The following is a 24,512-nucleotide window of genomic DNA, read 5'->3' as shown; positions in this document are numbered from 1 at the left end:
ATTTATTTCTCTTTTTTTTCTTTTTCCTCATCAAGAAAGTACAATACATCAAAGAATTCATAATTATCCATTCCATCTGTCTCCATCTTTTTCTTAACAGCTGTAACTAATAATTTCATTCCTTTCTCTACAATCTCTTGTTCATCAGAGTCTAGAAGACTTAGTGCACTATTTAAGGACTTATTTGCAATTTCAGTAATGCTATCATGTATTTCTTCTGCAATATTTTCAGGTAAAGAAATCTCCACGAAACGTTTATCTTTTGGATTGGGTGTTTTCAATAATAGGCCTTTTGTAGTCAGACGCTCAACGATATCAGATACAGTACTTTGCGTCATTTTTAGATTTTTAGAAAGTTGTTTAATGCTCATTGTTTTATGAGCATACACTTCGCCAATAACTCTTGCTTGTGGAATTGTAACTCCATGTTCCTCCGAATGCTTTTGAAGGCTTTTCATTAAAAAACGCTGTAAAAAATCGATTGATTCACGAATAAATTCTGGTCGTTCTACCATTTAATCACTCCAACATAATTCTTCTAATTAAAATACATCTTATACGATGTATCGCACAAGATTTATATTATTTGTCCTAACTGCATTTGTCAATTTAAATACATATAACAGTCTGTATTCAAAAATTCATTCCATCTAATCTTAAAATTCGTATATCTATGTAAATTAGCCAATAAAAAAAGCAGTCGAATAGTTCAACTACTTTTAAATGTTTCACGCTTTTTTAGAGTTATATTGAAGGTTCGTTTTCTGATTAGGTTCTTTAATCGATAAATACACAGCTACAACAATTAGAATACTTCCAATGAAGAAAGAAGGACTAATTTCTTCATTTAATAAAAAATATCCAAATATCGTACCAATTAATGGTTGTAAAAAGAAAAATAATGATCCAGTTGAAGTATCAATATATTCAAATCCTTTGTTCCAAAGATAAAAGGCACCTGCTGTTGAGATTGTTCCTAAAAATATGACCCCCATCCAAATCCAACCATTTGTTGGTAAATGAGTTATGTGTTTACTTTGTTCAAGAAACGTAAATGGTAATGTAAAAATTACGCCAAATACTGTCGCCCAAGTTGTTACGGTTAATGATGAATATTTACTAGTCTGAACTTTACTTAGAACTGTATATAGCGCCCATGTAATTGCTGCACCTACTAGTATGAGATTTCCAAAATATGCGCCTAAATTTGACCCACCTTTTGGTAATCCGATTACAACGATTACTCCAATCGTTGCTAAAATTAACGATACAATCTTACGGCTATTAATTTTTTCTTTTAAAATAAAAAATGCAAATAATGATATTAATGCAGGTGAAGCTGAAGTAATTAAAGAGCCCATTGCTGCGCCTGAAAGCTTTGTACCAACAAATTGAAAACCAATTGAGCCAGTATACCCGACTAAAGCAATAACTGCGAGAGGAACCAAATCTTTTTTATTAATTTTCCAGCTTTTTTGGAAAAGACTGATTATCCCTAATGTTAATAAAGCTAAAAGAAATCTCATTTCTAGTAATAACCATGGAGAAATGCTATCTAATACTACTTTACTGACAACATAAGTCATACCCCAAATACTTGCGGCCAATGATAAATACAATGCTCCTTTAAAGAAATTCACTTATTTCCCAACTCCTACCTTTTATTCCAATCATTTTTCGAAAGTCCAAACATAAATTCAGTTACATATTGGCCTTTAAAAAAAGAATTTTCTATTATGTTCATTTCATGAAATCCTAATTTTTTTAGTAATTTAATTGAAGATGAATTTTGTTCTACTGCTATTGCGTTAATTTTTTCTTTATTTAATTCGTTAAATAAATAATCAAGAATCCCTTGTAATGCTTCAAAGGCATATCCCTTATTCTGGTACACTGGCTCTAATGTAAAACCGACTTCAACTTGATTTTTAGGATTTGATAAAGTGTGTACTCCAATATCCCCTATTAGTTGACCATCCATTTTATTTTCAATCGCTACTTGAACCCATGAGTTAGGAATATTCATTACAGCTGACTTTTGCTTTTCGATAAAATTAATCGATTGTTCGTATGTATAATTTTCCCAGCCTTGATAAATCGCCACAGCTGGATTTGAACGATATTTATAAAAATTGCTAACATCTTCATCTTTAAACCTTCTAAGCTTTAATCGACTAGTCTCTATTTCAAAAAATTCTAGTTTGCTCATATTCCACCTCTAAAAATTCTCATTCTATTTTAATTGTACTTTCTATTATACTTAGAAATTTCAAAATAAACTAACTTTTTACACTTTACTTTTTTAATTCTATCTATCGTAATTCCTATAATTCGTTGTAGAAATCTTTTTTATAGTAATAAAACATCTATATATAATAAAGTTTATTTTTGTAATTCAAACAAGTATAAAACACACTCCATCATTTAAACTCAAAATATAGTTGACATATTTAACTGTAAACAATAAAATTACAGTATACTCATATCAATTGAGTAAGAAAAAACCTAATTTGTTTTATTCGATAGTACATTTTTAACTATTTTTTTATTTCAACTGTAATTTTTTTTATTACATTTTATAAGGAGTGTGTAATAGAATGGTGAATCTATATGTAACACCAAGTTGTACATCCTGTCGTAAAGCAAAAGCTTGGCTAGATGAACATGATATTGAATATAGTGTGAAAAATATTATGAATGAATCACTTACACTTGAGGAGATTAAATCGATTCTTCGCATGACAGAAACTGGTACTGAAGAAATTATTTCAAATAAATCAAAAACGTTTCAAGAATTAAATATAAATATTGAATCGCTGCCACTTAATGAATTATATAATTTAATCATAAATAATCCAAAAATGTTGCGCATGCCAATAATCCTAGATGAAAAGAGATTGCAGGTTGGTTATAATGAAGATGAAATTCGTAGTTTTCTTCCGCGTAAACTACGAACATTCTCATACATTAAGTCACAAAAAGTAGCTAATTAATATTTTATTATTTAAACTGTCAGTTCGCTAACACATTTTATTACCGAACTAAATGTAAACACGAAAAATAGAAAGAAATTAACGATTTTAGGAGGCAGACCATGAATAGTGACTTCACTCTTGCCATTCATAGTTTAACGTATCTTGTGCTGCAGCCGGATCGGATGTCTACTAGTGATGCAATATCAGAGAGTGCCTGTGTCCATCCAGTTCGAATTCGAAAAGTGCTTAGTTTGTTAAAAAAGCATGGATTTATAAAATCGAAGGAAGGATCGGGCGGTGGATTTATTTTCGCGGTAGATTTAAAAGAAGTTAATCTATGGGACATTTATCTAATCACCTCTGAGGGGGCACTGCAACCTAAGTGCCCTGAATCAAATGATAAGTGTGTTGTTGGGGCAAATATGCAAAATGTTCTTTTTACTATTTTCTTAGGTGCAGAAAAACATCTTGGGGGATATTTAAAGCAATACACTATTGGGGACATAGTCGATCATATCAAAAGTGATAAGTGAGCAGCTAAATAAAAAGAAGGCTCTGCCTTCTTTTATCCAAAGTGTAATAAAAATAATTACAGTTCGTTTTAAGGGCTGTAATGATCACTAGTTTTTTAACTAGTAACTCTAAATAAGAAGGTGGAAAAAAATGAATTTAAATAATGATTCTATTTTAAAAATAGGTGACTGGGTTAAAGGTATATCATTGCATGGAGAATTAGTAATAGGTTATGTTGATTCACTTACTATTCTTGATGAAGTAGTAAAGGTAAATGTCATAACTTCAGATAATAAAACGACTGTTGGAAAGACCATTCAAATGCTAAATAGAAACGTAAAGAAAATGCCTGATTCGAAAGTGACAAACAAAGAACAGATTCACTTTCTAATTGACTTGGCCCTCTCAACGGGAGATGAGGATTGGTTTAATGAGCTATCTTCACAATTAAACTCAATGAGGCAACTTGTTAATAGCGTAAAATAAAGCTTATAAAACAGTAGTAATAAAAGTTCCTAAAGGTTGTCTATTTAGACAGCCTTTTTTAGTTCAAAAATCCTTTCAGATACCCTCCTTCTCTCGAACGATAAACAAGACGGTCCTCTTTAAAATTAATCATCATGACTCCTGCGAGTAAAGTTTGAAACGTAAAAAAACTGATCAAATCATTGACCAGTTTCAGGATCATATTAATATTGCGTTAATTTATTCAATGGTGTTTGAATAATTAGTGGTTTTTTTGCCGGATCTAACCATTTTAAAATGGATACTACATTTGTTTTAGATGTAGCTGTACAGCCTGCCGTATACCCTGAAGTACCAGCTACGTGAAAAAAGATTGCACTACCTTTTCCTGGGGTTCTCGCAGTATTGTAGTTAATAACAAAACCATAATCATATTGAGAAATATTCATCTTTTCGGCCGTTTTCCATCTACCGTTATTTTCTGATGCCAATTGCCAAGTATTATATAATTTACTATTTGAATCATCTACATATACATCATTTGAAGTAATTTTACGGTATGTCATTTTTGTACCTGGATTTGAATATCTACCGAATGCTGTTGTAATTGTATATTTCCCTTCAGGTGTTTCATAATCACCCTCATGCTTACTACTAATCATGCCGTTTTTCCCGATTACACCTGAATATGTATGTAATTTTTTCCAACTAGTACCGCTTTTTTCAAATGTTTCAATTAATGCATTTCTTGTACTTTCATTTGCAGCTGACACAATGATTAATTGCTTTGAAGTACCTAAAGTTTTCATTTTATTTACGGTTGTGGCAGAAACTGTCGTTGGGGCTTTTTTAATATATTTACTTGAAACCCATCCAGTTTTTGTTCCACTTGTTATTTTATACCAAGATCCACTTGTGCTTGTTATCGTAACTTTCGCACCCTTTTTAAGTGTGCTAATTACTTTATAACTAGTACTAGGACCGCTTCTTACATTTAAAACTGATGCAGTTACTGTACCGCTTATCGTAGCAGCTTCCACGGTCTTAATTGAACTCGGAGTACTATTTCCATAGAATAAACCTCCAGTTAAAATTGATAGTGCTAAAGTTGTTTTGCAAATACTTTTAATCATTAAATCAGCTCCATTGTAAAGTAAATCGATATTCGAGCTTTAATTATACATAACTAACCTTACATAATAAGGACATTTTTATTACAATTCAATTAGTTTTATAACAGTTCTCTTAAAATTGTAGAAATTATAAAAATTCTTTCGATACTATTTAAATTATAATCAAAAATGACAAAAAAAGAAGCCAATTTTTTAATATTGGCTTCTTTTATATATATTAATGTCCTACCATCATTGAAGATTTTGACTCGTCAAGATCTGCTTTTGCCGCATCTGTATCTTGCACTTTTGGTTTACGTAAAATAATTGCTAATAACGCTCCTACTAATGCGATACCTGCTGCTAGTAAGAATGTATCACCAAATGCTGAAATCATTGCATTTAGTGGATTCGTTGTTTTTGTCATATAATCCTTTGTACTAGAAGTTAAAAATCCAGCCATACCTGCTACTGCAAATGATACCATTACTTGCTGAGCTGCTGCAGTTAAAGGCGTTACACGACTTACTAAATGTCTTGGTGCAGATTGTAATACGTGTGTATTAATTGGCATCATTGATAATCCCATTCCAGCACCCATCATAGCAAGTGTTAACATAATAAATGTATTTGATGAGTCCACTGAAATTTTAGAGAAAATGAATAGTGCAGATGTGATAATTGTTAAACCAACTAACGCCATCGGTCTAGCACCAACTTTATCATACATTTTACCACCAATTGGCATCATTAAAGCAGATGCTAAAGCTTGAGGTAACATAATTAAGCCCGTTTCAAATGCCCCATATTGTTTAACTGTTTGTAAAAATAATGGAACAATTAAGAAAGAACCGAATAAAGCAATTTGCATAATCCACGTAATTAAAATACTTCTAACAAAATCAGACGATTTAAATACACGTAATTCAAGTAAAGGTTGTTTTAGGCGAAGCTCAACAAAGATAAATAGTAATAAAGCAACTCCACCAACAATTAAACCTGTTAATGTTCCTTTTGATGTCCAACTTGTTGAACTTTGACTAACTCCGTATGCTAACATTGAAAAAGCGATTGGAGCAATGATGATTCCTAATCCGTCTAAAGCAGGTACTGATTTAGATTCAAAATTAGGTAAGAATTTAGCTCCAATTATTAAAGCGATAATACCGATTGGTAAATTAATTAGGAAAATCCAATGCCAAGTAGAATACTCTACGAACCATCCTGAGATAACCGGACCTAAAGCAGGTGCAAGTAACATCGGTATTCCAAGCATCCCCATAATTGAACCGATCTTTTCTGGAGGAGCTAATCTAAAGATAATTGCCATACCGATTGGAGCAACCATTCCTCCACCGATTCCTTGTATTACTCGAAATAAAATTAACTGTTCAGGTGTTTGTGCTACAGAACAAAGAACTGAACCGATTGTAAAAAACAAAATCGTAAATAAGAAAATTTTCTTAGCTCCAAAACGATCACACATCCAGCCTGCAAGTGGTATAACAGCTGATAATGCCAATGTATATCCAGTAATCGTCCACTGCATTTTTGTTAAATCAGATTTAAAATATTCGGTAATTCCAGGTAATGCTACATTTACTACCGTACTATCTAAAATAACCATGATCATCCCTACGATTACAGCCATCATTGGACCAATAATCGTTTTTACGCTAAACGGCGTGTCAGCCGAGTTTTGCTGATTATTCATATATTATCCCCATTTCTTCTCTTTTTTTGTAAAGCTGTATTGAAATTCGTTCAAATTTTCTATTCTATTTATAAGTGCAAAAAAACATTTTATGATAAAAGCGAAATTTGAACAGAAAGTCTATCATACAAAAAAACAATTAAAATGTAAATAGTAATTGTCCTTAATCCGAAAACAGTACTCACAATAAGTACAGTATAAATTAATCAAATGTCCATTTCAAGTTTAATTTTTAATTATTTTTGTTGATTCTTTGTTAACATACATTGTTGCTTACAAATAAAAAATAGCCCTTATGATTCTATTCACTGGGCTATTTTTTAATCACATTATTTTAATTATTTATTTTTAACATACTTCATCATTAGAGCAGCAATTGTATGTTGCTCTTGTTCATCTGCAACATTCCAGAGGTCTTTTAAAATTTGTTCTTCTGCATTTTTTGGTTCTACTTCATTTGCTAAGTAATTTCCTAAGCGATATGCCATTTCATTAATAGCACCTTCACCTACACCTTTTTCACCTGTTGCTTCTAATCGATCACCTAAAAAATCTTTCCATTGATCCCAGTTATCTAAAATTGACATCGTTTTTCACCTCATAATAATAGTAGTTGAAGATTACATAAATACTATTTACTTTTTTTGAAGAAATTATGTATGAATTAATATCCAGGTGACATTATCAGAAAATTAAAATAAAAAAGCTAATTAATTTTGCATAATTAGCTCTTTTTATCATATTATTTTTTATTTTCGTTCATAAAAAATATTGCTAAAGTACCAGGTCCTGCATGAGCACCTATAGCAGAACCGATTGAATTAATGACAAACTCCTTACATCCAAATGTCTCTGCCATCGCATTTTTAATTTCAATTGCTTTGTCTAAATCGTCACCGTGAGAAATACCAATTAATTGAGTTGATAAATTTGTCCCTCGGGATTCCATAATTTCGAGAATTCTTTTTATCAATTTTTTTGAACCTCTAATTTTTTCAAGTGGAATTAACTTTCCATCTTCAACATGTAAGATCGGTTTAATATTTAATAAATTACCTACAAAACCAGCCACTTTACTTAAGCGACCTCCACGTACCAAATATTGTAGGTCATCAACTGTAAAGATATGTTCAATATGACCGATGCTATGTTTTATATTATTAATAACCTCTTCTTTTGTAGCTCCGTTCATTGCAAGCTTTGCAGCATTAACAGCAATTAGCCCTTGTCCGATTGATGCACTTTTTGTATCAAATATCTCTAAATTAAAATCAGGAAGTTCCTCGTCAAACTCATTTTTTACCATTACTGCTGATTGATATGTACCTGAAAGTTCAGAAGAAAACGCAATATAAATACATGGTGTATTTTCTTTTGCATATTTAGCGAAGGTATTATAAATATACTCATATGACGGAAGAGACGTTTTAAATACCTTTCCATTACGCATTTCATTGAATAAAGTCTTTGAATCCAAAGTTAAACCATCAAAATATTCTTTTTCATCTTCTGAATAAACTCGTAGTGGAATGACATCAATATTATATTGTTCAATGATCTCCTTTGGTAAATCAGCCGCACTATCCGTAATTATTTTTAAATTCATCTAATCATACCTCTGTTTCAAAAAATTGGTTTATTCTATTTAAACCGATAAATTCTATTTTCTCACAAAATGCTTTTACAGAAAAATAAAATGTTTTAATATAATTTTAATAATAATATTTGCTATTAACGAATAGATACCTTCTTTTTTTCGTATTCTTCACAAAAAATTATTATTTTACCATTCGAACTGTTTATTTGGATAATAACCATATCGATAGTCTAACTGTTCTTTTTCATATTCGCTTCTTTTATTGCGAAGTGCATAAATTATTAAAATGGCTCCAAACACTTGAACCCAACTACCGACAAGTAATAAATCATCTCCTAAAATAATTTTATCACGTAGTAATGCAGCATTACCAATACCATCAATTAAAGCACCTAAACCGATTAATTGATTTCCATAAGCCTCAATTTTATCTAGTTGCGTCCCCTCGATCAGTGCTCCAGTTGTTTCTATTTGAGCACCTATTGATTGAATGACGCTTCCAAGTGCATTTAATTTGTGACCTTCCCTTTCCAAACCTTCAATTTCTAAATTTGTTGCAAATGTATTTGTACCGTTTCCGATTGCTTGAATCCAAGCACCAATCATCATTGTTAGTTCAAATTCTTTTTCTTTTTCATTATCATTTTCATTTTTTACTCTCTTATATAATTTTTCTCTTCCAATTGCTTGTATGGAGTTGCCAAATGCTTCAATTGCATTCCCTTTAGCGAATAAACTTCTTCCAAAGTTTTCACTTACGATTTTTTTACTTGATACACCAACAGCAGCCGTTGATGTACCTAATAATAAAAAATACGCACCGATTAGAGGTAAATCATCAACTAAATCCCTCAATTTGGCACCTCCATTCAAACAGTAATTAAATTAGTTTATTCAACTTTAAATTTAATTGACAATTAATATTGTTTTGATTAATATAATAACAATTAATATTTCGACATTTAAAAGCTATGAAGAGAAAAGTAGTAAAGATAAAATTATTTACAGAGAGCTCCTGGTTGCTGAAAAAGGAGTAATAATAAACTTTATGAAAAAAGACTTGGAGCTTCGTATGGAACTAAAGTTCACTTTAGGGATGGTACGCCGGGTTCTCCCGTTATAGAGATAGGGTATAAGCATTCGTGCCGTACCTAAATAAGGTTGGTATGGTAACATAACAATAAACTGGGGTGGTACCACGAAGTTAACAAACTCTCGTCCTCAAGATGATAAATCTTGGGGGTGGGAGTTTTTTTATTTTCAATTAGAAGGTTAAATACAAATAATTTTTGAGGTGAAAACATGCATTGGGCATATAAAATCGCAAATGAATTAATAGAAAAATATCCAAATAAAGAAACTTATGTTTGTGCATCTGGCATAAGCCCATCAGGGTCGGTTCATATCGGAAATTTTCGTGAGATCATTACAACTTATTTTGTTGTGAAAGCTTTAAATAATTTAGGTAAGAAAACAAGATTTATCTTTTCTTGGGATGATTTTGATCGATTTAGGAAGGTCCCTAATAATCTTGATCCAACATATCATGATTTTATAGGGAAAGCTTATTCAAATATCCCTGACCCATCTGGCTCTCACTCAACATTCGCTGAACACTTTGAAAAGGAATTTGAAAATTCCTTATCTGAACTAGGAATTGAGGTTGAGTTTATCTATCAAAGTAAAGAATACAAATCCGGTAGATACAATGTTGACATTATACATGCTATTGAAAAAAGAAAAGAAATTTATGATATTTTAATGAAGTTCAAAACAAGTGTACCAAATGAACAAGAACGAAATAATTTTTACCCAATTACGCTGTACTGTGAAAATTGCGAAAAAGATGATTCTTCAATTACAAAATATAATGATGAGAGCAAAGTTCTTGAGTATACATGTCGTTGTGGATTTTCGAATCAATTATCTGTAGAAGTTGCAAACAATATTAAATTAAACTGGAAAATTGATTGGGCTATGAGGTGGATGAAAGAAGACGTTGTATTTGAACCTGGTGGAAGAGATCATTCATCTGAAACCGGTAGTTACAATGTTTCAAAAGAAATTGCCAAAGCCATATTTGACTATGATGCACCTCATTATACACCTTATGAGTTTATTGGAATAAAAGGACAAAATCAAAAAATGTCTAGCTCTTCTGGTAATTTAATAACTCCAGGTGAGTTATTGCAAGTCTATTTACCCGAAGTGATTCTCTTTATGTTTGCTAAATATAAACCAATAGCAGCATTTAATATTGGTCTAGATGAAGATGTGATTAAAAATTATTCAGAATTTGAACGCTATCAATCAAATTATATTGATCACTCTTTACACGATTTAGATATTTGCCAATCGGTCGAATTTGCACATATCGGGAAAATTGATAAAAAATATCCAAAGTTTAATCATATTGCTAGTATCCTACCTCTCGTTAATTACAATGTAGATCTATTAAAAAACATAATGGCTAATAATGAAGAAACTTACTCATCAATTGAAATAGAGAAAATTAGTCATAAGGCTGAATATTGGATTAAAAAATACAATCCACATAAAAATATAATGATAAATGAAAAGCAAGCTATTGAATTTTATAACTCTTTATCTGAAGAACAGCAATTTTGGTTAAAAAATTTATGTGACTATCTATTAAATAACGAGCCCCAAGATCAAACTGAATTAATGAAAGAATTATATTCGATTTGTTATCATGACGATAAAAAAATCATGAAAGCAAATCAAAAAACTTTTTTCAAAATGATCTATCAGCTTGTTTTAAATAGAACAAGTGGGCCACCAATACCATTGTTGTTTCAAGTAGTGAATAAAAATCAGCTAATCAATTTATTAAACTTAAACGAAAGTTAAAATGAGGTAATTAAAATAAAAATGGACTCAGATTTATAAAATCCGAGTCCCATTTCTTTATCAATTTTTATTGAATACGATTTTTAAATGCTTCTTCTGTCACAATATAATCTTCTTCTCGATCTTCATGTTTACGGTCTTCTGGTGCAACTAGTGATCCTTTTGGATGTGTAGGTTCATGACCTTTTTTCTTATGATTAAAGCTTTTACCTCTTGCCATTATAAAATCCTCCTTAGTTAAATCATCATTAATAATATGAGTATTTGGACTTTAACTTATAGATGGTAGATTATTACAAGAAGAATTTTATTAAGCTGATTTTGATGTTATGATAATGAAAAGGACTTAATTAACAGTTGAGGTAGAAGATGAAAAAAGAATTTGCAATCAATATTTCAAATCAAATTAAAAATTGGATGGTTTCGAATAATTCTTTATTTAATATTGAAGAAATACCAACAACTTTCAATACATTACAAAATTTTCAACAATGGACAAACGGTAAACCAATTGTTTCAGCCTTTCATTTAAGAAAGGTCGAAGAAGAAAGCTATTATTTACTTTTAATCGACTGGCATCGAAATGAAAATTTTTATTTAGTCATCTATGTTGAAAATAAATCTACAACTGCAGCAGAAATAAGAGAAATTCGTGAGCAAGATGGACAATTTTCTTTAATTTGGAAATATAATCCATTGAAACGAGATGGTAAAAACGCTGAACGAAAAGCTTATTTCAAACAAGCATTTGGTTCACTTGAAGTAGAAATACCCATTCCGAGTACTCCTAATGAAGTTGAACGGTTTTTTAATGATCTCTACAAATTATGTAGAAACCGTCAAACTGCAGACAGGATTATAGATCAATATGATTTTTAAATTAAGAATGAGCACTCTAACAAAATAAAAACTCAACAAAAGAAACCTAGTCCATTCCGAACTAGGTTTCTTTTAAAGTAAAAACATAATTGTTTTTTCATCTATGTATTTTAAACATTAACAGAGTTTTGAAATCTTGCACCTTTTTTTAATAATAAAGGAGTGATTATAAAACCAATAATCATACCTGCCAAGTGACCAGTTAAACTTGTCGACGGGATAATTAATGAAGATAGTAAACCAATCCCTAAAAATGTTATGACAAACTTCCGATCATCTGAAAAAAGCATCTTTTTTCTAAATAAGGTAATAAATAAATACATTCCTAAAAAAGCATAGCCTACACCGGATGCCCCTGTCTCGACTGTATTAGGCGTATAGTTAAAATTAATAATAAGTCCTGTAAGGATAACCGATACTAAATAAAATAATAAAAATTTAACTGAACCTAATGCTCTTTCTAATGGTCTACCTAAAATAATCATAAAGGTCATATTCATAAAAAAATGAGCGTAGCTTCCATGCATAAATGCATAAGTAAAAAGTCTCCATATTTCACCTTGTTTTACTAATTCGTGCTCATAACCACCTAAAATGATGATATTTTCAATCGTATACCCACCTAAAAATGTCGTAATGATCGCTAATATAGTACATAAACCAACCATAATTGTTGTGATTGGATATTTCCTAATAAACGTTTTGAAGTCTTCTGTCACCAAAAACATCAATCTTCATCCCTTCTTGGAGCTATTATCAAGTTGTTATTTATATTTACTTATTACTTAATTCGACATTTTTCAAGTAAATTCCTATTCTCAAATAAAAAAATCATACAAAATTTAGAAGCAAATAGAAATTACTGTTTAAAGGGTATTTTAAAAGGATTAAATGAAAAAGTAGCCGTCATTTTGGATAATGAATTCTTAGACTAAGTATCCACCTTTCCTCTCTTTTTTGGCTCTATTCATTTGTTAATATAAAAGGATAATATTTTTGAATGATTTTTAATGGGGTAAAAGTATTGATATATTTTGCACTTGTAAAAATAGCTACGAATTGATTTTTTGGTGAAATAATGATGAATTGACCTCCATAACCCATGGCAAAATAAATCGATGAATCAAGATCCTTTAATAGATTATTTTCAAGCACCCACCAATGATAGGCATATGAGCCAACATGTGGATATGTATGATACTTCGCTTTTGTTGATTTTTCAATCCACTCACTTGAAATAATTTGTTTATGATTCCATTTTCCTTTTTGCATCATTAAAATCCCAAGCTTTAGTAGATCCTCTGTTGTTAAACTTAAACCAAATCCACCGATATTAATTCCTTTTGAATCTTCATGCCAAATAAACTCATTTATGCCTAACGGATCAAATAACATTCGTTTTGCAAAAGTAGATAGTTTTTCATTCGTTACCATCTGAATAATTGCACTTAATACTTGAGATGCTCCCGAATCATAAATCATTTTTTCACCTGGCTTATTAACCATTTCTTTTTCTAGTACATATTCGATCCAGTCTTTACTATTAATCATTGGGAATGGACGCCCACCCCATTCTCCCCACTCTTGCCAATCATATCCAGGTGTCATTGTGAGCAAATTTTCGATCGTAATGTCTCGTTTTTTCGTTTCAATATTTGGAAAAAATTTAGAAATTGGTACATTAACACTTTCTATAAATCCTTTATCAATTACAATCCCTATTAACATCGATAAAACACTTTTCGTAACTGAATTAATTTTGAATAGTTTTGTTTCGCTTTTTAAATTTTTATAAAAATTATATTTAATTTCTCCATTTTGATAAATTAGACACGTAGAAATGCGTTCTTTTTTTAATTCATTTTCGAATGTGACATAGTTCATTAAATTTGTTTTCAAATCATTTCTCCTTTCAATGCCCCTTTAAAACAAAATCGAGCTGCGATAGCAACTCTAAAATGTTTTATTTAACATTATATCTATTTTTAAAATGATCTTTAATCAAAACAAGCTTCTTTATTAGGATTTTGATAATATTCAAACATTAATTCCAATTGAGAAGTAGTATTTCGATTAAAAGAAAGTTCTGGTAAATGTTCTTTATCAAAGAAATCAATATCACTTGTTTCTGTTCCAATTGATGGATTACCACCAACAATTTCACATTGTATAAATAATTTGTAGTAGTGATATGAATGAGGTGGATGGTCGTGCTTTGTCATGTCTAAAACTGCTAGTAGTTTCTTCACTTCAACTTTGTAGCCTGATTCTTCAAAAACTTCTTTTATTACATTTTCTGAAGCTGACAATCCAACGTCACAAAAACCACCCGGTAAAGACCATTTATTTTCTAGCTTTTCTTTTACTAATAATATCTTTCCATTTTTAAAAACAACACCTCTAACATCAAGCTTTGGTGTGGGATACCCCCGTTCATTACGAAACAATCCCTCGATTTCTTCAATTTGTAATTCTGAATAATGATTTAAAATATCAGCACTTATGTGTCTTAGTTCTTCATATCTTTCTTTATCAAAAACATCTTTCGTAAAGGTCAATCCTGCTTGAGAAATTGCTTGGATCCTCTGTGCCCATTCTAACCATTTCATACTCATAGGAATCCACATCCTTTTCTACTTTTAGGTAGGTTTACAAAACAATTATATAATTTGTCCTAACTTTAGTTTACGCACAATTACTTCAAGTTGACTTACTAAATGCCTATATAAAAAAAGAAAGCTCTAAAACCTTAGAGCTTTCGGACTGCCCGCCAAACGCTTGCAATCAGTCTGAAATTCAAATCTTTGTGTCTATTTTTAAATAATCGAGTCTTCTAATGTTAAAACAACGGGACAATGATCACTTCCCATTATGTGAGAGTGTATTTCTGAATTTATTAGTTCGTTTTGAAGTCTATTTGAAATAATAAAATAATCAATACGCCATCCAATATTTCGTTCACGGACTTTTGCCATATAAGACCACCAACTATATGAACCTTCTTTAGTTGGATTTAAAAATCGGAAGCTGTCAGTAAAGCCACTTTCTAATAAAGCTGTCATTTTACCACGTTCTTCTTCCGTAAAGCCAGAATTCGTACGATTTGATTTTGGATTTGCTAAATCGATCTCATTATGTGCGACATTTAAGTCCCCACATAAGATGACTGGTTTATGTTCATCGAGCTTATTTAAATAGTTTTTAAAATCATCTTCCCATTTTAATCTTATTGGTAATCTAGCTAAATCTCGCTGAGAATTGGGCGTATAAACATTTACCATATAAAATTTCTCGAATTCTAATGTTAATACTCTTCCTTCTTGATCCTCTTCTTTACCGTTAAATCCAAAGCTTACATTTAATGGTTTATGTTTCGTAAAAATTGCAGTACCAGAATAACCCTTTCTTACTGCAGAATGCCAATATTGATAATAACCGTCTAATTCCAACGTTATTTGATCTTCTTGGCACTTCGTTTCTTGTATACAAAATAGATCCGCTTTTTGTTCATGAAAATAATCTAAAAATCCTTTTTGCACACATGCTCTTATACCGTTTACATTCCAAGAAATTAATTTCATATTTTTTCTCCAATTTACGTTTAGGTTTCGGTTTTACTAACGATGAACGTAAAAAAAGCAACATCATATGAATGTAAATCATTTTCAAGTTTACTGCGTTCATCTTCAAGTTGTTCAATTTTCCTTGAGAAGCCTTCTTAACCTGTTCTGACTATTCTATAAGCTGTTGGAAGAATTCACATTCGTCTTTATCTCCGTTATACGAGTTCGTAAAGCCTTTTTATTTACATCTATACGATTTAACTTGTCCTCTAGTAGACTAATAGAGTAACCAATCATTTTAATTAAATCGTTTTTCCTATTGTTATGTATTTTATGTAACTCACTTTCACAAAACGGTTTAACAAAAGATTCTAATATCCTTAATTTTCCTTGAACCTTGTTCTTTGGTTACGTCTCCCTTACTAGACATTAGTAGAAAAGCGTTACCAGTATATTTAATTTGACACAACATATCTATAATACCATTAGCCACCAGCGTTTCCCACTTATATTAGGTATCAATTCATTATTTAATGTATTAGCTATCCATGATTTACGTATAAATCGAATACTCTCTTTACCACATTGATTCAGATTGAACTATAGTTATTTCCTTAGTTTCAGTAGAAAATGAATAACCGTATAATCTATTTGATAAGTGTAATTTACCCTCTGCTGCTTTGACACGCAGCTCAAATTTAATCTTATTACTTCTGTCTAAAGATTCATTTTCAAAAAAAGTTGAGTAACATCTGTAACATCATTCTATTGTACCTTAAGTATTAAGACCCACATTCTGATAGTAGATAAAAACCTCTTTATCCCTCAGTGAATCAATTACATCAATAACCCTGGTACTAAGGGTGAAATTGCATGATCATGTTAGTTCCACTCATCTCATCGACATACATTTCGACTAAGTTATAACCTACCAATTACATTCGTTGATTTATATAGACCCGTAGTCAAGGATTACCAATAAAGGAATATAAAGTTTTCACATTTTCTCTACAGTTATAGAATTAAAATTTCAATATAATTAGAGAGTATTTAAGAAATTTTACTACACGACTAGGATGAGATGTTGAGTTTTCATTAGTTAATCCGATGAATTCAGACCTTAAATTATTGATTGTTAAAAACGGTAACGTATTCTATAACTTAGCTAAAAGAGGAGGAATGTTGATGAAAAATAAGGTATTAGACTACTTAGATACAATGCATGTTGTTGAAATGTCGGGTTGGATTTGTATGGCACTAATGGTTTTAGTAGGTATTATAGCTTGGTTAAAGAGCGAACATTAGATTTAAAGGAGAGATAAAACATCTTCACTTAATATCAATATTAATAAATAGCGGTTGGCTTTACTGTGGTCTTGGTAGTGTATCACCTGTAGGGTATTGAGTAGCAAAGATCAATCTATAGCCTACTGCACGACCTAAGCAATGAGCGCCTTTCGTATTAAACGTGGTTACTTCATCACTTCAGCTGGTTTACAAAAGATGTCCTCGCATACACAAATATTACTTTAATTGATGGAAATAAATTGATTAGACAACAAATGCACTCATTAAGAGCTCACTTCAGTGGGCTATTTTTATTTTAGAAGTAATAAATTTTTAAATTAAATAGTTAAAATTCTACTTCAACTCGTAGATGAATAATTTTAATAGACAATCTATTTATTCAAATGAAGAGGTGGGATTCTTTGGTACAAGCAAAAATCTCGATGGATCAGATGGTAAGTATAATACAAAATGGATTAACTAAAACGAATTCTCCAAAACGAGTATTAATTATTGGTGGAGGAATATCAGGGCTATTAAGTGGCTCACTATTAAAAGAAGCTGGACACCAAGTTACAATTATTGAGGCAAATAGAAGAATTGGTGGACGAATTTACACAAGAAGAGAACCTTTTCTTGATTACGATTATGTTGACTTAGGTGCTATGCGTATCCCTTCAATTCATCAGTTGACATTTGCACTAATAAATAAATTTCATTTACAAGTAAATGAATTTATTAATAGTACTCCCAATGATCTAATTTATCTTAATAATGTACTAACAAATCAAAAAACGTATGAATCAAATCCAGATATCTTGAACTATTCTGTTCTCCCACATGAAAAAGGAAAAACGGCAGTAGAGCTACTGTTATCTGCAATAGGCCCAGTGATTGATTTTATAAATCAAGATCCAGATAAAAACTGGGATATCATTATTGACAAATATGATCAATATTCAATGGAAAATTTTTTGAAATACAATCCCGTAGGAAATTCTTTATCAACCGGTGCAATCGATATGATTAAAGCAATTGTTGGTTTGGAAGGTTTTCCAGAACTTGGATTTACAGCTATATTACGAGAAGTTATAATACTTTTAACTCCGAATCTAAAGCTTTATGAAATTACAGGAGGAACTGATCACCTCGTAAGAGCTTTTTTACCACAATTGAGGGACAACATTATATTGAATGAAAGGGTAACCAAAATTATACAAGGAGATTTCAATGTAACAATCCACACAGAAAATGAAATACTGACTAGACAGAATCAGTATGAATGTGACTATGTTATCTCTACAATCCCTTATTCTTTATTAAACTTTGTTGATATTTTCCCATACGAGTCTATATCTGATATAAAATGGAAAATTATAAGAGAATTGCATTATGCAGATTCAACTAAAATTGCTATTCAGTTCAGAACAAAATTTTGGGAAAGGTTTGGCTTGTATGGTGGAAAACTAACAACCGATTTACCTATCAAATTTTCCTATTTTCCTAGCCATGATATGGGTTATAAAACGGGAATTATGTTAGCAAGCTACACCTGGGAAGATGATGCTGCAATTTGGGATCATATGAAAAATAATAAGCGTATTGATAAAGCATTAGCTAATCTGTCAATGATTTTTGGTGATGTAGTTTATAAAGAATTTTTGGCAGGTTATTCTCAAAGTTGGACGCAATTTTCATTTGCAGGTGGAGCATTTGTGATGTATAAACCAAACCAACAAAGAGAACTTGGCCCTTTTATTAGCACACCCGAAGGTAGAATACATTTTGGAGGATCTCATGCCTCCTCTACTCCTGGATGGATACAAGGGGCAATCGAATCAGCAATCCGAACCGCTAATGAAATTAATAATTTATAATTTAAATTCATAACGTACTTTTGAATGGCTTAGACATAGTTAAACACTAACTACTTAAGTAGTCAGTGTTTATTTTTTACCTTGTTTTGTTTCGGTATGTCTAAAAAGTCAATAAGTAGTTAATTGGTCAAATGTATTTTAGAAGATAGAAGAAGGTATTTTCTAAGGCAATTAAAAAAATTTCTATTTTACTTTTAATATTTTGTGAATAATTAAATTTATTAATTTTGTATGTGGTTATTCAGAAATAAATCACAAGCAGAACTTCATAACCATTGCTATTTTTAAAGCAAAATAAAAACTAGACTTATAATTAACATAAAAAAAGTTCCTTTTTATGAAAAGGAACTTTTTATTATTATCCAATTATCGTATTTCAAAACTATATTGAGATTGTTTCTAAGAATGTAAAAGTGACTTTAGGTAATCTAAATGTTCACGGTCCTTATTAAGAATGTTATGAACCAGTTTTAGACTTTCTTCATCTAATTTATCACGTACCAGGTCCTCGGTCATTTTTATCCCGTATTGATTTTCACCTTTAATCGCATGTTTAATAATGTCCTCATCTGTATTGTAATTATTAATTAAATTTCCGATCACACCTTCAACTTTTCCAACCAATCCCTCACTCGTTACAGGTGTTCCACCTAGATTCTGAATTCTCTCTGAAATAATGTTTGCATGATTTTTTTGATCTTTCTGAATTGAAATAACCGAGTCTTTTAATGGGGATTGTTGCAACTTTTTTATAAAGTGTTCATATGCATGAATGCCCATATATTGACCCTGCAAGAATTTGTTGAGTGTCTTAATTGTTTGTTGTTTTTCCAATTGTACCACCTCTTAAGTATAATCTTATTATGCCACTTATAATAAAAATTATTGGTATTTCAACTAGTCGAGTAGAAAGGAGTCTTTTTACTTTACGGGTAAATTGAACTCCATCCCAAAACGTGCTTGCGCTATTAACGCACACGGCTCCTCCAAATTATCTTTCACAGAACTCAGCTGATCTCAATTAGAAATTGCACTAAAAAAGACAGAAAAGGAATTAATCCTAATCTGCCTTTACCCTAGTCCTTTTATTGCTTTTCTTCGGTTTTACTAAAGATGAACGATAATCAAACTGATGAATTTGCCCATGGTAAATTGAAGTTTTCTCATATAACTCTTCAAATGATGAGATTTCATATTCCTTCGTTAAATGCAGAAATATTTTCGCGCAAGCCTCCGCATCCGCTAATGCATGGTGATGATGATCTAATAAAATACTAAATTGCCTTGATAAAGTATCTAATGAATAACGAGATTGTTTTGGTAATACCTTCTTAGCAAGTTGCAATGAACATAGCAAATTATTTGAAACTGAAGGTACACCATATCTTGATAAATTATCTTTTAGTGCATATCCATCAAATGGTAGATTATGTGCAACTAATGTTTTCCCCTCAATTTTATCTTTAATCGTTTCATAAAATTCTGGGAACAGAGGTGCATCTTGTACATCTCTTGGCCTAATTCCGTGCACAGAAATATTCATCGAATAAAATTCTTCTTCAGGATTAATTAGTGAGTAAACTTGGTCAACAATTACTCCTTCTTCAACAAATACAAAACCGGCAGCACAAATGCTATGTCGATTGTAATTTGCCGTTTCAAAATCGAACGCTACAAATGATTTCATATTCTATTACTTCCTCTATTTATATGATAAATCTATTATAATCTTTTTTATAAAAAGATGCATTTTTATAATCTCTAAAAAAGTTCACATTTTCGCCATATTTTATTGTACAATAATAAGATTAATAGTTTATTAGTTAGTAAGAATCAAAGGATGTTGAAAATGAATTTTGTAAAATTAATTGTTCAAATAAGCTTTCTTTACTTATTATTTTTTATTGGAAATATCATTCAGCAGCAATTTCATCTAATTATACCGGGAAGTATTATTGGTATGTTGTTATTATTTTGTTTACTATTTATACCATTCTTTAACGAAAAATGGATTCGATATGGTAGTAATTTTTTAAGTAAGCACTTAACGCTTTTGTTTATTCCAGCTACTGTTGGAATAATGAATTATTCTTCAATTTTAAATTTTCACGGTTTAATTTCGATTATAATAGTATTAGTTAGTACAGCAGTTGTATTTACTATTACTGCAGGCATTAGTTCGTATCTTACTTCAAGAGCCCATAAAAAACAAACAAATGATTTATTAATTGGGAGTGATACGAATGAAGGACTTTAAAAGTTTACTATTTATCCTCTTAACCATTTTGTGTTATATTCTTGCTAAAAAAATGTACGCTAAATTCACATACTCGCTATTGATTCCGATTGTTACCTCTACTTCAGTTATTATCATAATTCTTGTAAATCTTCACATTACGTATGACTCGTATATGCTTGGAGGAAAATGGATTAATTTACTTTTAGGTCCTGCAGTTGTTTCTTTTGCCTATCCATTATACGAGCATCGAGCAACATTAAAGAAACATTGCATTTCGATAATAGTTAGTGTAATGGCTGGTACAATTGTCGGTCTACTTTCAGGTGTATACTTGTCACTATGGCTCGGATTAAAAAAAATCATCCTACTTTCTTTAGCAGCAAAATCAGTTACAACCCCTTTAGCTATGGGCATCACTTCAATGATAGGTGGTATTCCATCTTTAACGGTTGTATATGTAATGATTGCTGGTATTTCAGGATCAATGTTTGGTCCTGCTATTCTATCAAAACTTAAAATCGACCACCCTGTTGCGATTGGCGCTTCGTATGGTATCTCATCACATGGAGTAGGTACAGCAAAAGCAGCAGAATATGGAAAAATTGAACAAGCAATTAGTTCAATTGCAATGACGCTTAGTGCGATATTGGCCTCTATTCTTATTCCATTTTTCATAAAATTAATCTTGAAATAAAACTTCCCACAAGGTACTTATTTTCCTTGTGGGATATTTTTTGAATTAAGATGATTTTCACTGATCAGTATTTTTCCAAACATAAAAAGGTGTCTCAAAAGTACAATGACCTATGAGACACCATATTCAATATTTTTTTAATTTACCAAGGTCTTCCCCAACCCCATGGACGGCCCCAGCCCCATGGACGATAAAATCCCCAAGGTCTTCCCCAGCCCCATGGACGGCCCCAACCCCATGGTCTTCCCCAGCCCCATGGACCAAATGCCGCTGCACCAAATAAAAACGGAAAGAAGAATGGGAAAAATCTTTCGTCCTCTTGTTGCGGTATTCCTGAATATGGATAATATGGTTGCTCAATTTGTTGACGATAATCATACATTATAAATCACCTCCATACTATCTAATGTACGGAGAATTGCTCATTTAGGAGCAAGGCCATGCATATAGGCAAAAGTACAAATTCTTATGCTAAGAATACTGTCACCCTTACCTTCTTATCTTAAATCATTTTGTACATTTCGTATTGAGCTATTTTTTCTTTCTTAAATTCTAGTTTCTGAAGGAAACCTTCAAGGCTATTGTTATTTGGGATTGAGGTTGAGAAAGATTTTAAATTTAGTTCACTTGCCGCAAATTGTAATAAGGTAGTTGCTATTTTTCGATTACGGTAAACTTTATCAATTATTAGGACGCTAATTCTACCATTTTCATTAACTGCTAAAGCACCAACATTTTCATCATTAGCTCTAGCAAGAAAGTAACTAAAATTAGTTAGTTTTTCTAAATAATCAATGTCATTTTGCCAGTTTATATGATAGTCCCATTTTGAAATTGTTTCTTTGAATGGTTTAAATTCAACTTTATTTATTTCTGTACTAGGATCCGATTGTATTTGTTGTAAAATTGTTAAATCTGATTTAGAAAAATAAGAAAGGTCATAAATCTTTTCAAATCCGAGTTTCTTATAAAAATTAATTGCACGATCATTCCCGACAATTACTTCTAGGAATAATTGTTTACATCCGTTTTTCTCTGCTTCTTCTTTGTGCAGTTCAAATAATTTTTGGCTAACACCTAACCCCCTATAATCTGGACTAATAGCTAAAGTTCCACATCGCATTGTTTTAATCGTTTCATACATTTTTATACCGCCTAAAATCACACCTACCGCTTCATTTTCATAAATTGCTACGAAAGAATGCTCAGGTTTGTTACCTTCTGGACCGAAAAACAAATTGACAAACTGTTCCTTAGTATAATTGAATTTAACGATATAATCTGAAAAACCTATTGAAAATGCTTGATATGCTAATTCAACGTCTACTTCACTACATCTAACATAATTTATTTTTTCTAGATCGATATTCTTCTTCAAATTTGTTTCCATCTAAACACGTCCTTTTTTATTTAGAAATGATGAGTTCATTTTCATTTTGTTGAATTTGCTCATAGTTAAAAGCAATTTTTTTCTTAAATAGTAAGTAACTAGTTACGCATAAAATCATAATAATTAGACTACCATGAAACAACCAAACTAGATGTGGCATTGATAAAAATGATAATAATGGTGATGCAGCTACAAAACCGATCGTAAAACCAACTCTATTTAACAAATTTGCGACTCCGAAGATTCTACCTCTTATTGAATTATCGGTTTTTTGAATCATCGTTGAAAAATAAGTACCTGCTGCATTATCAAAAAAGCCTGTAAAAAATGCGAAGAAAAATACAACCCATAAAATTTGATTCGATAAAAATAAAATGAATCCGATTGATGTTAAAACTGAAGTTCCGTAATACATAAATAGATAATGTTTTTTTAACCAAGAGAACTTTGGAATTAACCAAGTCGAAAGGATTCCTCCAATACCCCAATTTCCCCAAATAAGTCCTTGGTAAAATGTTGCATGTTCTGTGCTAATTTTTTCTGCTAATATTGGTACTCCGACATTATGAGAGCTAGCTGAGAATGTTTGAAATAGAAATACAATGAATACAAATACTAATAGTGGTTTGATTAGCACATATGTTTTTACTTCTTTCAAATCAATAAATAGTTGTTTCCAATGATTGTTTACACCTTTTTTAACCGTATTTTCCCATTTATAAAAGATTAGAACAAATGCGGATAAGAAATAGGAAAGAGCATCTATTCCAATGATTACACGATAATCTACAACCGTTGATAAGAATGCTGATCCTAAAAATCCAATAACCATACTAATTGCACCAAGGCGTGAAATAAAAGCATTTATTTTTAAAATATTTTCTTCACCAAATATTTGAGGTAAATCTGCACTAAAACTAACTGAAAAAAAACTTCCTAATGCACCAATGACAAATGCTACAATCGCAAAAATGAAAGGTGAAGGGAAAATACATAAGATAAGAATACTTATTCCTCTAGTAATATCGCTAAATATCATTAGCTTTCTTCGATTATATCGATCCGCAATTACACCAGAAAATAAACTTGTTAATATCCCACCACAAACACGAAGTGCTAGAACCGCAGCCAGCCATGATGTGCTTTTCGTCATCGAGTAGATCACTGCATTCATTATGACCAATTCCATCATACTGCCTATATCCGAGAACGCTTTTGTATATAAAAAATAGACTTTCTTTCCCATTATAATCCCTTCATTCTACCAAAATTAAAAATTCACACCCTTATTAATAAATAGACAAACAAATAATTCTAATTTGGACTGAATTCATTG

Annotated in this window: 26 protein-coding genes and 1 other annotated feature; of the genes, 8 read left to right on the top strand and 18 right to left on the bottom strand. The window is 31.1% G+C overall.

Going from position 1 to position 24,512, the window contains the following annotated elements; all coding sequences use genetic code 11:
- Positions 1-2: 2 nt before the first annotated feature.
- The 3 genes from BM319_RS01970 to BM319_RS01960 all read right to left on the bottom strand — a co-directional run bounded on the left by BM319_RS01970 (position 3) and on the right by BM319_RS01960 (position 2,209).
- Positions 3-515, bottom strand: coding sequence for a MarR family winged helix-turn-helix transcriptional regulator (locus BM319_RS01970; protein WP_069032066.1), 513 nt, complete (start codon positions 513-515; stop codon positions 3-5).
- Between the two features lie 213 nt (positions 516-728).
- Positions 729-1,640 (bottom strand): DMT family transporter, encoded by a 912-nt coding sequence (locus BM319_RS01965; protein ID WP_286143658.1) that lies wholly within the window; start codon positions 1,638-1,640, stop codon positions 729-731.
- Between the two features lie 14 nt (positions 1,641-1,654).
- The gene (locus BM319_RS01960) at positions 1,655-2,209 is read right to left on the bottom strand and encodes a GNAT family N-acetyltransferase (protein ID WP_069032065.1); all 555 of its coding nucleotides are present in this window, start codon (positions 2,207-2,209) and stop codon (positions 1,655-1,657) included.
- Positions 2,210-2,597: 388 nt separating this feature from the next.
- Between BM319_RS01960 and spxA the strand changes: the two genes are divergently transcribed.
- The 3 genes from spxA (at position 2,598) to BM319_RS01945 (ending at position 3,974) form a co-directional block, all read left to right on the top strand.
- Positions 2,598-2,993 (top strand): transcriptional regulator SpxA, encoded by a 396-nt coding sequence (gene spxA, locus BM319_RS01955; RefSeq protein WP_069032064.1) that lies wholly within the window; start codon positions 2,598-2,600, stop codon positions 2,991-2,993.
- 101 nt (positions 2,994-3,094) lie between these two features.
- Positions 3,095-3,508 (top strand): RrF2 family transcriptional regulator, encoded by a 414-nt coding sequence (locus BM319_RS01950; protein ID WP_091021147.1) that lies wholly within the window; start codon positions 3,095-3,097, stop codon positions 3,506-3,508.
- A 130-nt stretch (positions 3,509-3,638) separates the two neighbouring features.
- Complete coding sequence (locus BM319_RS01945) at positions 3,639-3,974, top strand: IDEAL domain-containing protein (protein WP_069032062.1); 336 nt, start codon at positions 3,639-3,641, stop codon at positions 3,972-3,974.
- Positions 3,975-4,177: 203 nt separating this feature from the next.
- On the opposite strand, the gene BM319_RS01940 is transcribed toward BM319_RS01945, so the two are convergent.
- The 5 genes from BM319_RS01940 to BM319_RS01920 form a co-directional block, all read right to left on the bottom strand.
- Positions 4,178-5,086 (bottom strand): SH3 domain-containing protein, encoded by a 909-nt coding sequence (locus BM319_RS01940; protein WP_084006707.1) that lies wholly within the window; start codon positions 5,084-5,086, stop codon positions 4,178-4,180.
- Positions 5,087-5,303: 217 nt separating this feature from the next.
- A complete protein-coding gene (locus BM319_RS01935; protein WP_091021146.1) occupies positions 5,304-6,779 on the bottom strand; it encodes an MDR family MFS transporter in 1,476 nt (491 codons plus the stop codon).
- A gap of 338 nt (positions 6,780-7,117) precedes the next feature.
- Positions 7,118-7,366 (bottom strand): DUF3243 domain-containing protein, encoded by a 249-nt coding sequence (locus BM319_RS01930; RefSeq protein WP_025671950.1) that lies wholly within the window; start codon positions 7,364-7,366, stop codon positions 7,118-7,120.
- A 155-nt stretch (positions 7,367-7,521) separates the two neighbouring features.
- On the bottom strand, positions 7,522-8,385 hold the full coding sequence (locus BM319_RS01925) for a DegV family protein (RefSeq protein WP_069032060.1): 864 nt from the start codon (positions 8,383-8,385) through the stop codon (positions 7,522-7,524).
- A gap of 177 nt (positions 8,386-8,562) precedes the next feature.
- A complete protein-coding gene (locus BM319_RS01920) occupies positions 8,563-9,231 on the bottom strand; it encodes a DUF6944 family repetitive protein (protein ID WP_069032059.1) in 669 nt (222 codons plus the stop codon).
- A 107-nt stretch (positions 9,232-9,338) separates the two neighbouring features.
- Positions 9,339-9,602, top strand: a binding site (T-box leader).
- Between the two features lie 76 nt (positions 9,603-9,678).
- On the opposite strand from BM319_RS01920, the gene lysS reads away from it, so the two are divergent.
- Positions 9,679-11,247, top strand: a complete 1,569-nt coding sequence (lysS, locus tag BM319_RS01915; RefSeq protein ID WP_069032058.1) for a lysine--tRNA ligase — start codon at positions 9,679-9,681, stop codon at positions 11,245-11,247.
- A gap of 67 nt (positions 11,248-11,314) precedes the next feature.
- Here lysS and BM319_RS24500 read toward each other — a convergent pair whose 3' ends face one another.
- On the bottom strand, positions 11,315-11,467 hold the full coding sequence (locus BM319_RS24500) for a hypothetical protein (RefSeq protein WP_165347078.1): 153 nt from the start codon (positions 11,465-11,467) through the stop codon (positions 11,315-11,317).
- Positions 11,468-11,616: 149 nt separating this feature from the next.
- Between BM319_RS24500 and BM319_RS01910 the strand changes: the two genes are divergently transcribed.
- A complete protein-coding gene (locus tag BM319_RS01910) occupies positions 11,617-12,126 on the top strand; it encodes a hypothetical protein (RefSeq protein WP_091021145.1) in 510 nt (169 codons plus the stop codon).
- 110 nt (positions 12,127-12,236) lie between these two features.
- Here BM319_RS01910 and BM319_RS01905 read toward each other — a convergent pair whose 3' ends face one another.
- From BM319_RS01905 to BM319_RS01890, 4 genes are all read right to left on the bottom strand, one after another.
- Complete coding sequence (locus tag BM319_RS01905; protein WP_069032056.1) at positions 12,237-12,854, bottom strand: rhomboid family intramembrane serine protease; 618 nt, start codon at positions 12,852-12,854, stop codon at positions 12,237-12,239.
- Between the two features lie 235 nt (positions 12,855-13,089).
- Positions 13,090-14,025, bottom strand: coding sequence for a serine hydrolase domain-containing protein (locus BM319_RS01900; protein ID WP_084006706.1), 936 nt, complete (start codon positions 14,023-14,025; stop codon positions 13,090-13,092).
- A 98-nt stretch (positions 14,026-14,123) separates the two neighbouring features.
- Positions 14,124-14,741: an NUDIX hydrolase gene (locus BM319_RS01895; protein ID WP_091021144.1), complete on the bottom strand. Its 618-nt coding sequence runs from the start codon at positions 14,739-14,741 to the stop codon at positions 14,124-14,126.
- 201 nt (positions 14,742-14,942) lie between these two features.
- Positions 14,943-15,707 carry an exodeoxyribonuclease III gene (locus BM319_RS01890; protein ID WP_069032054.1) on the bottom strand — a complete coding sequence of 255 codons (765 nt, stop codon included), beginning with the start codon at positions 15,705-15,707 and terminating at the stop codon, positions 14,943-14,945.
- A 1,712-nt stretch (positions 15,708-17,419) separates the two neighbouring features.
- On the opposite strand from BM319_RS01890, the gene BM319_RS01885 reads away from it, so the two are divergent.
- A complete protein-coding gene (locus BM319_RS01885; protein ID WP_084006731.1) occupies positions 17,420-18,853 on the top strand; it encodes a flavin monoamine oxidase family protein in 1,434 nt (477 codons plus the stop codon).
- A gap of 399 nt (positions 18,854-19,252) precedes the next feature.
- Here the strand turns inward: BM319_RS01885 and BM319_RS01880 are convergent, their stop codons facing one another.
- Positions 19,253-19,687 (bottom strand): ferritin-like domain-containing protein, encoded by a 435-nt coding sequence (locus BM319_RS01880; protein WP_091021143.1) that lies wholly within the window; start codon positions 19,685-19,687, stop codon positions 19,253-19,255.
- A 226-nt stretch (positions 19,688-19,913) separates the two neighbouring features.
- Positions 19,914-20,540: a 3'-5' exonuclease gene (locus BM319_RS01875; RefSeq protein ID WP_091021142.1), complete on the bottom strand. Its 627-nt coding sequence runs from the start codon at positions 20,538-20,540 to the stop codon at positions 19,914-19,916.
- Between the two features lie 162 nt (positions 20,541-20,702).
- Here BM319_RS01875 and BM319_RS01870 point away from each other — a divergent pair, with 162 nt between their 5' ends.
- On the top strand, positions 20,703-21,110 hold the full coding sequence (locus BM319_RS01870) for a CidA/LrgA family protein (protein WP_069032050.1): 408 nt from the start codon (positions 20,703-20,705) through the stop codon (positions 21,108-21,110).
- Positions 21,097-21,786, top strand: coding sequence for an LrgB family protein (locus BM319_RS01865; RefSeq protein WP_069032049.1), 690 nt, complete (start codon positions 21,097-21,099; stop codon positions 21,784-21,786). The genes BM319_RS01870 and BM319_RS01865 overlap by 14 nt, the downstream gene beginning before the upstream one ends.
- A 142-nt stretch (positions 21,787-21,928) precedes the next feature.
- Here the strand turns inward: BM319_RS01865 and BM319_RS01860 are convergent, their stop codons facing one another.
- The 3 genes from BM319_RS01860 to BM319_RS01850 form a co-directional block, all read right to left on the bottom strand.
- Complete coding sequence (locus BM319_RS01860; protein ID WP_069032048.1) at positions 21,929-22,168, bottom strand: hypothetical protein; 240 nt, start codon at positions 22,166-22,168, stop codon at positions 21,929-21,931.
- Positions 22,169-22,288: 120 nt separating this feature from the next.
- The gene (locus tag BM319_RS01855; protein WP_091021141.1) at positions 22,289-23,176 is read right to left on the bottom strand and encodes a GNAT family N-acetyltransferase; all 888 of its coding nucleotides are present in this window, start codon (positions 23,174-23,176) and stop codon (positions 22,289-22,291) included.
- A 16-nt stretch (positions 23,177-23,192) separates the two neighbouring features.
- On the bottom strand, positions 23,193-24,422 hold the full coding sequence (locus BM319_RS01850; protein WP_091021140.1) for an MFS transporter: 1,230 nt from the start codon (positions 24,420-24,422) through the stop codon (positions 23,193-23,195).
- Positions 24,423-24,512 lie beyond the last annotated feature (90 nt).

The organism is Bacillus sp. UNCCL81 (genome assembly GCF_900112535.1).
Lineage (GTDB): Bacteria > Bacillota > Bacilli > Bacillales > Bacillaceae_G > Gottfriedia > Gottfriedia luciferensis_B.
The sequence above is the reverse complement of the archived record's forward strand: the minus strand, read 5'-3'. Positions and strand labels throughout refer to the sequence as shown.

Excerpts from the sequence above, each read along its gene's own strand:
- BM319_RS01970 (WP_069032066.1), bottom strand. The coding sequence starts at position 515 with ATGGTAGAACGACCAGAATTTATTCGTGAATCAATCGATTTTTTACAG.
- BM319_RS01960 (WP_069032065.1), bottom strand. The coding sequence starts at position 2,209 with ATGAGCAAACTAGAATTTTTTGAAATAGAGACTAGTCGATTAAAGCTT.
- spxA (WP_069032064.1), top strand. The coding sequence starts at position 2,598 with ATGGTGAATCTATATGTAACACCAAGTTGTACATCCTGTCGTAAAGCA.
- BM319_RS01950 (WP_091021147.1), top strand. The coding sequence starts at position 3,095 with ATGAATAGTGACTTCACTCTTGCCATTCATAGTTTAACGTATCTTGTG.
- BM319_RS01945 (WP_069032062.1), top strand. The coding sequence starts at position 3,639 with ATGAATTTAAATAATGATTCTATTTTAAAAATAGGTGACTGGGTTAAA.
- BM319_RS01940 (WP_084006707.1), bottom strand. The coding sequence starts at position 5,086 with ATGATTAAAAGTATTTGCAAAACAACTTTAGCACTATCAATTTTAACT.
- BM319_RS01935 (WP_091021146.1), bottom strand. The coding sequence starts at position 6,779 with ATGAATAATCAGCAAAACTCGGCTGACACGCCGTTTAGCGTAAAAACG.
- BM319_RS01930 (WP_025671950.1), bottom strand. The coding sequence starts at position 7,366 with ATGTCAATTTTAGATAACTGGGATCAATGGAAAGATTTTTTAGGTGAT.
- BM319_RS01925 (WP_069032060.1), bottom strand. The coding sequence starts at position 8,385 with ATGAATTTAAAAATAATTACGGATAGTGCGGCTGATTTACCAAAGGAG.
- lysS (WP_069032058.1), top strand. The coding sequence starts at position 9,679 with ATGCATTGGGCATATAAAATCGCAAATGAATTAATAGAAAAATATCCA.
- BM319_RS24500 (WP_165347078.1), bottom strand. The coding sequence starts at position 11,467 with ATGGCAAGAGGTAAAAGCTTTAATCATAAGAAAAAAGGTCATGAACCT.
- BM319_RS01910 (WP_091021145.1), top strand. The coding sequence starts at position 11,617 with ATGAAAAAAGAATTTGCAATCAATATTTCAAATCAAATTAAAAATTGG.
- BM319_RS01905 (WP_069032056.1), bottom strand. The coding sequence starts at position 12,854 with ATGTTTTTGGTGACAGAAGACTTCAAAACGTTTATTAGGAAATATCCA.
- BM319_RS01895 (WP_091021144.1), bottom strand. The coding sequence starts at position 14,741 with ATGAGTATGAAATGGTTAGAATGGGCACAGAGGATCCAAGCAATTTCT.
- BM319_RS01890 (WP_069032054.1), bottom strand. The coding sequence starts at position 15,707 with ATGAAATTAATTTCTTGGAATGTAAACGGTATAAGAGCATGTGTGCAA.
- BM319_RS01885 (WP_084006731.1), top strand. The coding sequence starts at position 17,420 with ATGGATCAGATGGTAAGTATAATACAAAATGGATTAACTAAAACGAAT.
- BM319_RS01875 (WP_091021142.1), bottom strand. The coding sequence starts at position 20,540 with ATGAAATCATTTGTAGCGTTCGATTTTGAAACGGCAAATTACAATCGA.
- BM319_RS01870 (WP_069032050.1), top strand. The coding sequence starts at position 20,703 with ATGAATTTTGTAAAATTAATTGTTCAAATAAGCTTTCTTTACTTATTA.
- BM319_RS01865 (WP_069032049.1), top strand. The coding sequence starts at position 21,097 with ATGAAGGACTTTAAAAGTTTACTATTTATCCTCTTAACCATTTTGTGT.
- BM319_RS01860 (WP_069032048.1), bottom strand. The coding sequence starts at position 22,168 with ATGTATGATTATCGTCAACAAATTGAGCAACCATATTATCCATATTCA.
- BM319_RS01855 (WP_091021141.1), bottom strand. The coding sequence starts at position 23,176 with ATGGAAACAAATTTGAAGAAGAATATCGATCTAGAAAAAATAAATTAT.
- BM319_RS01850 (WP_091021140.1), bottom strand. The coding sequence starts at position 24,422 with ATGGGAAAGAAAGTCTATTTTTTATATACAAAAGCGTTCTCGGATATA.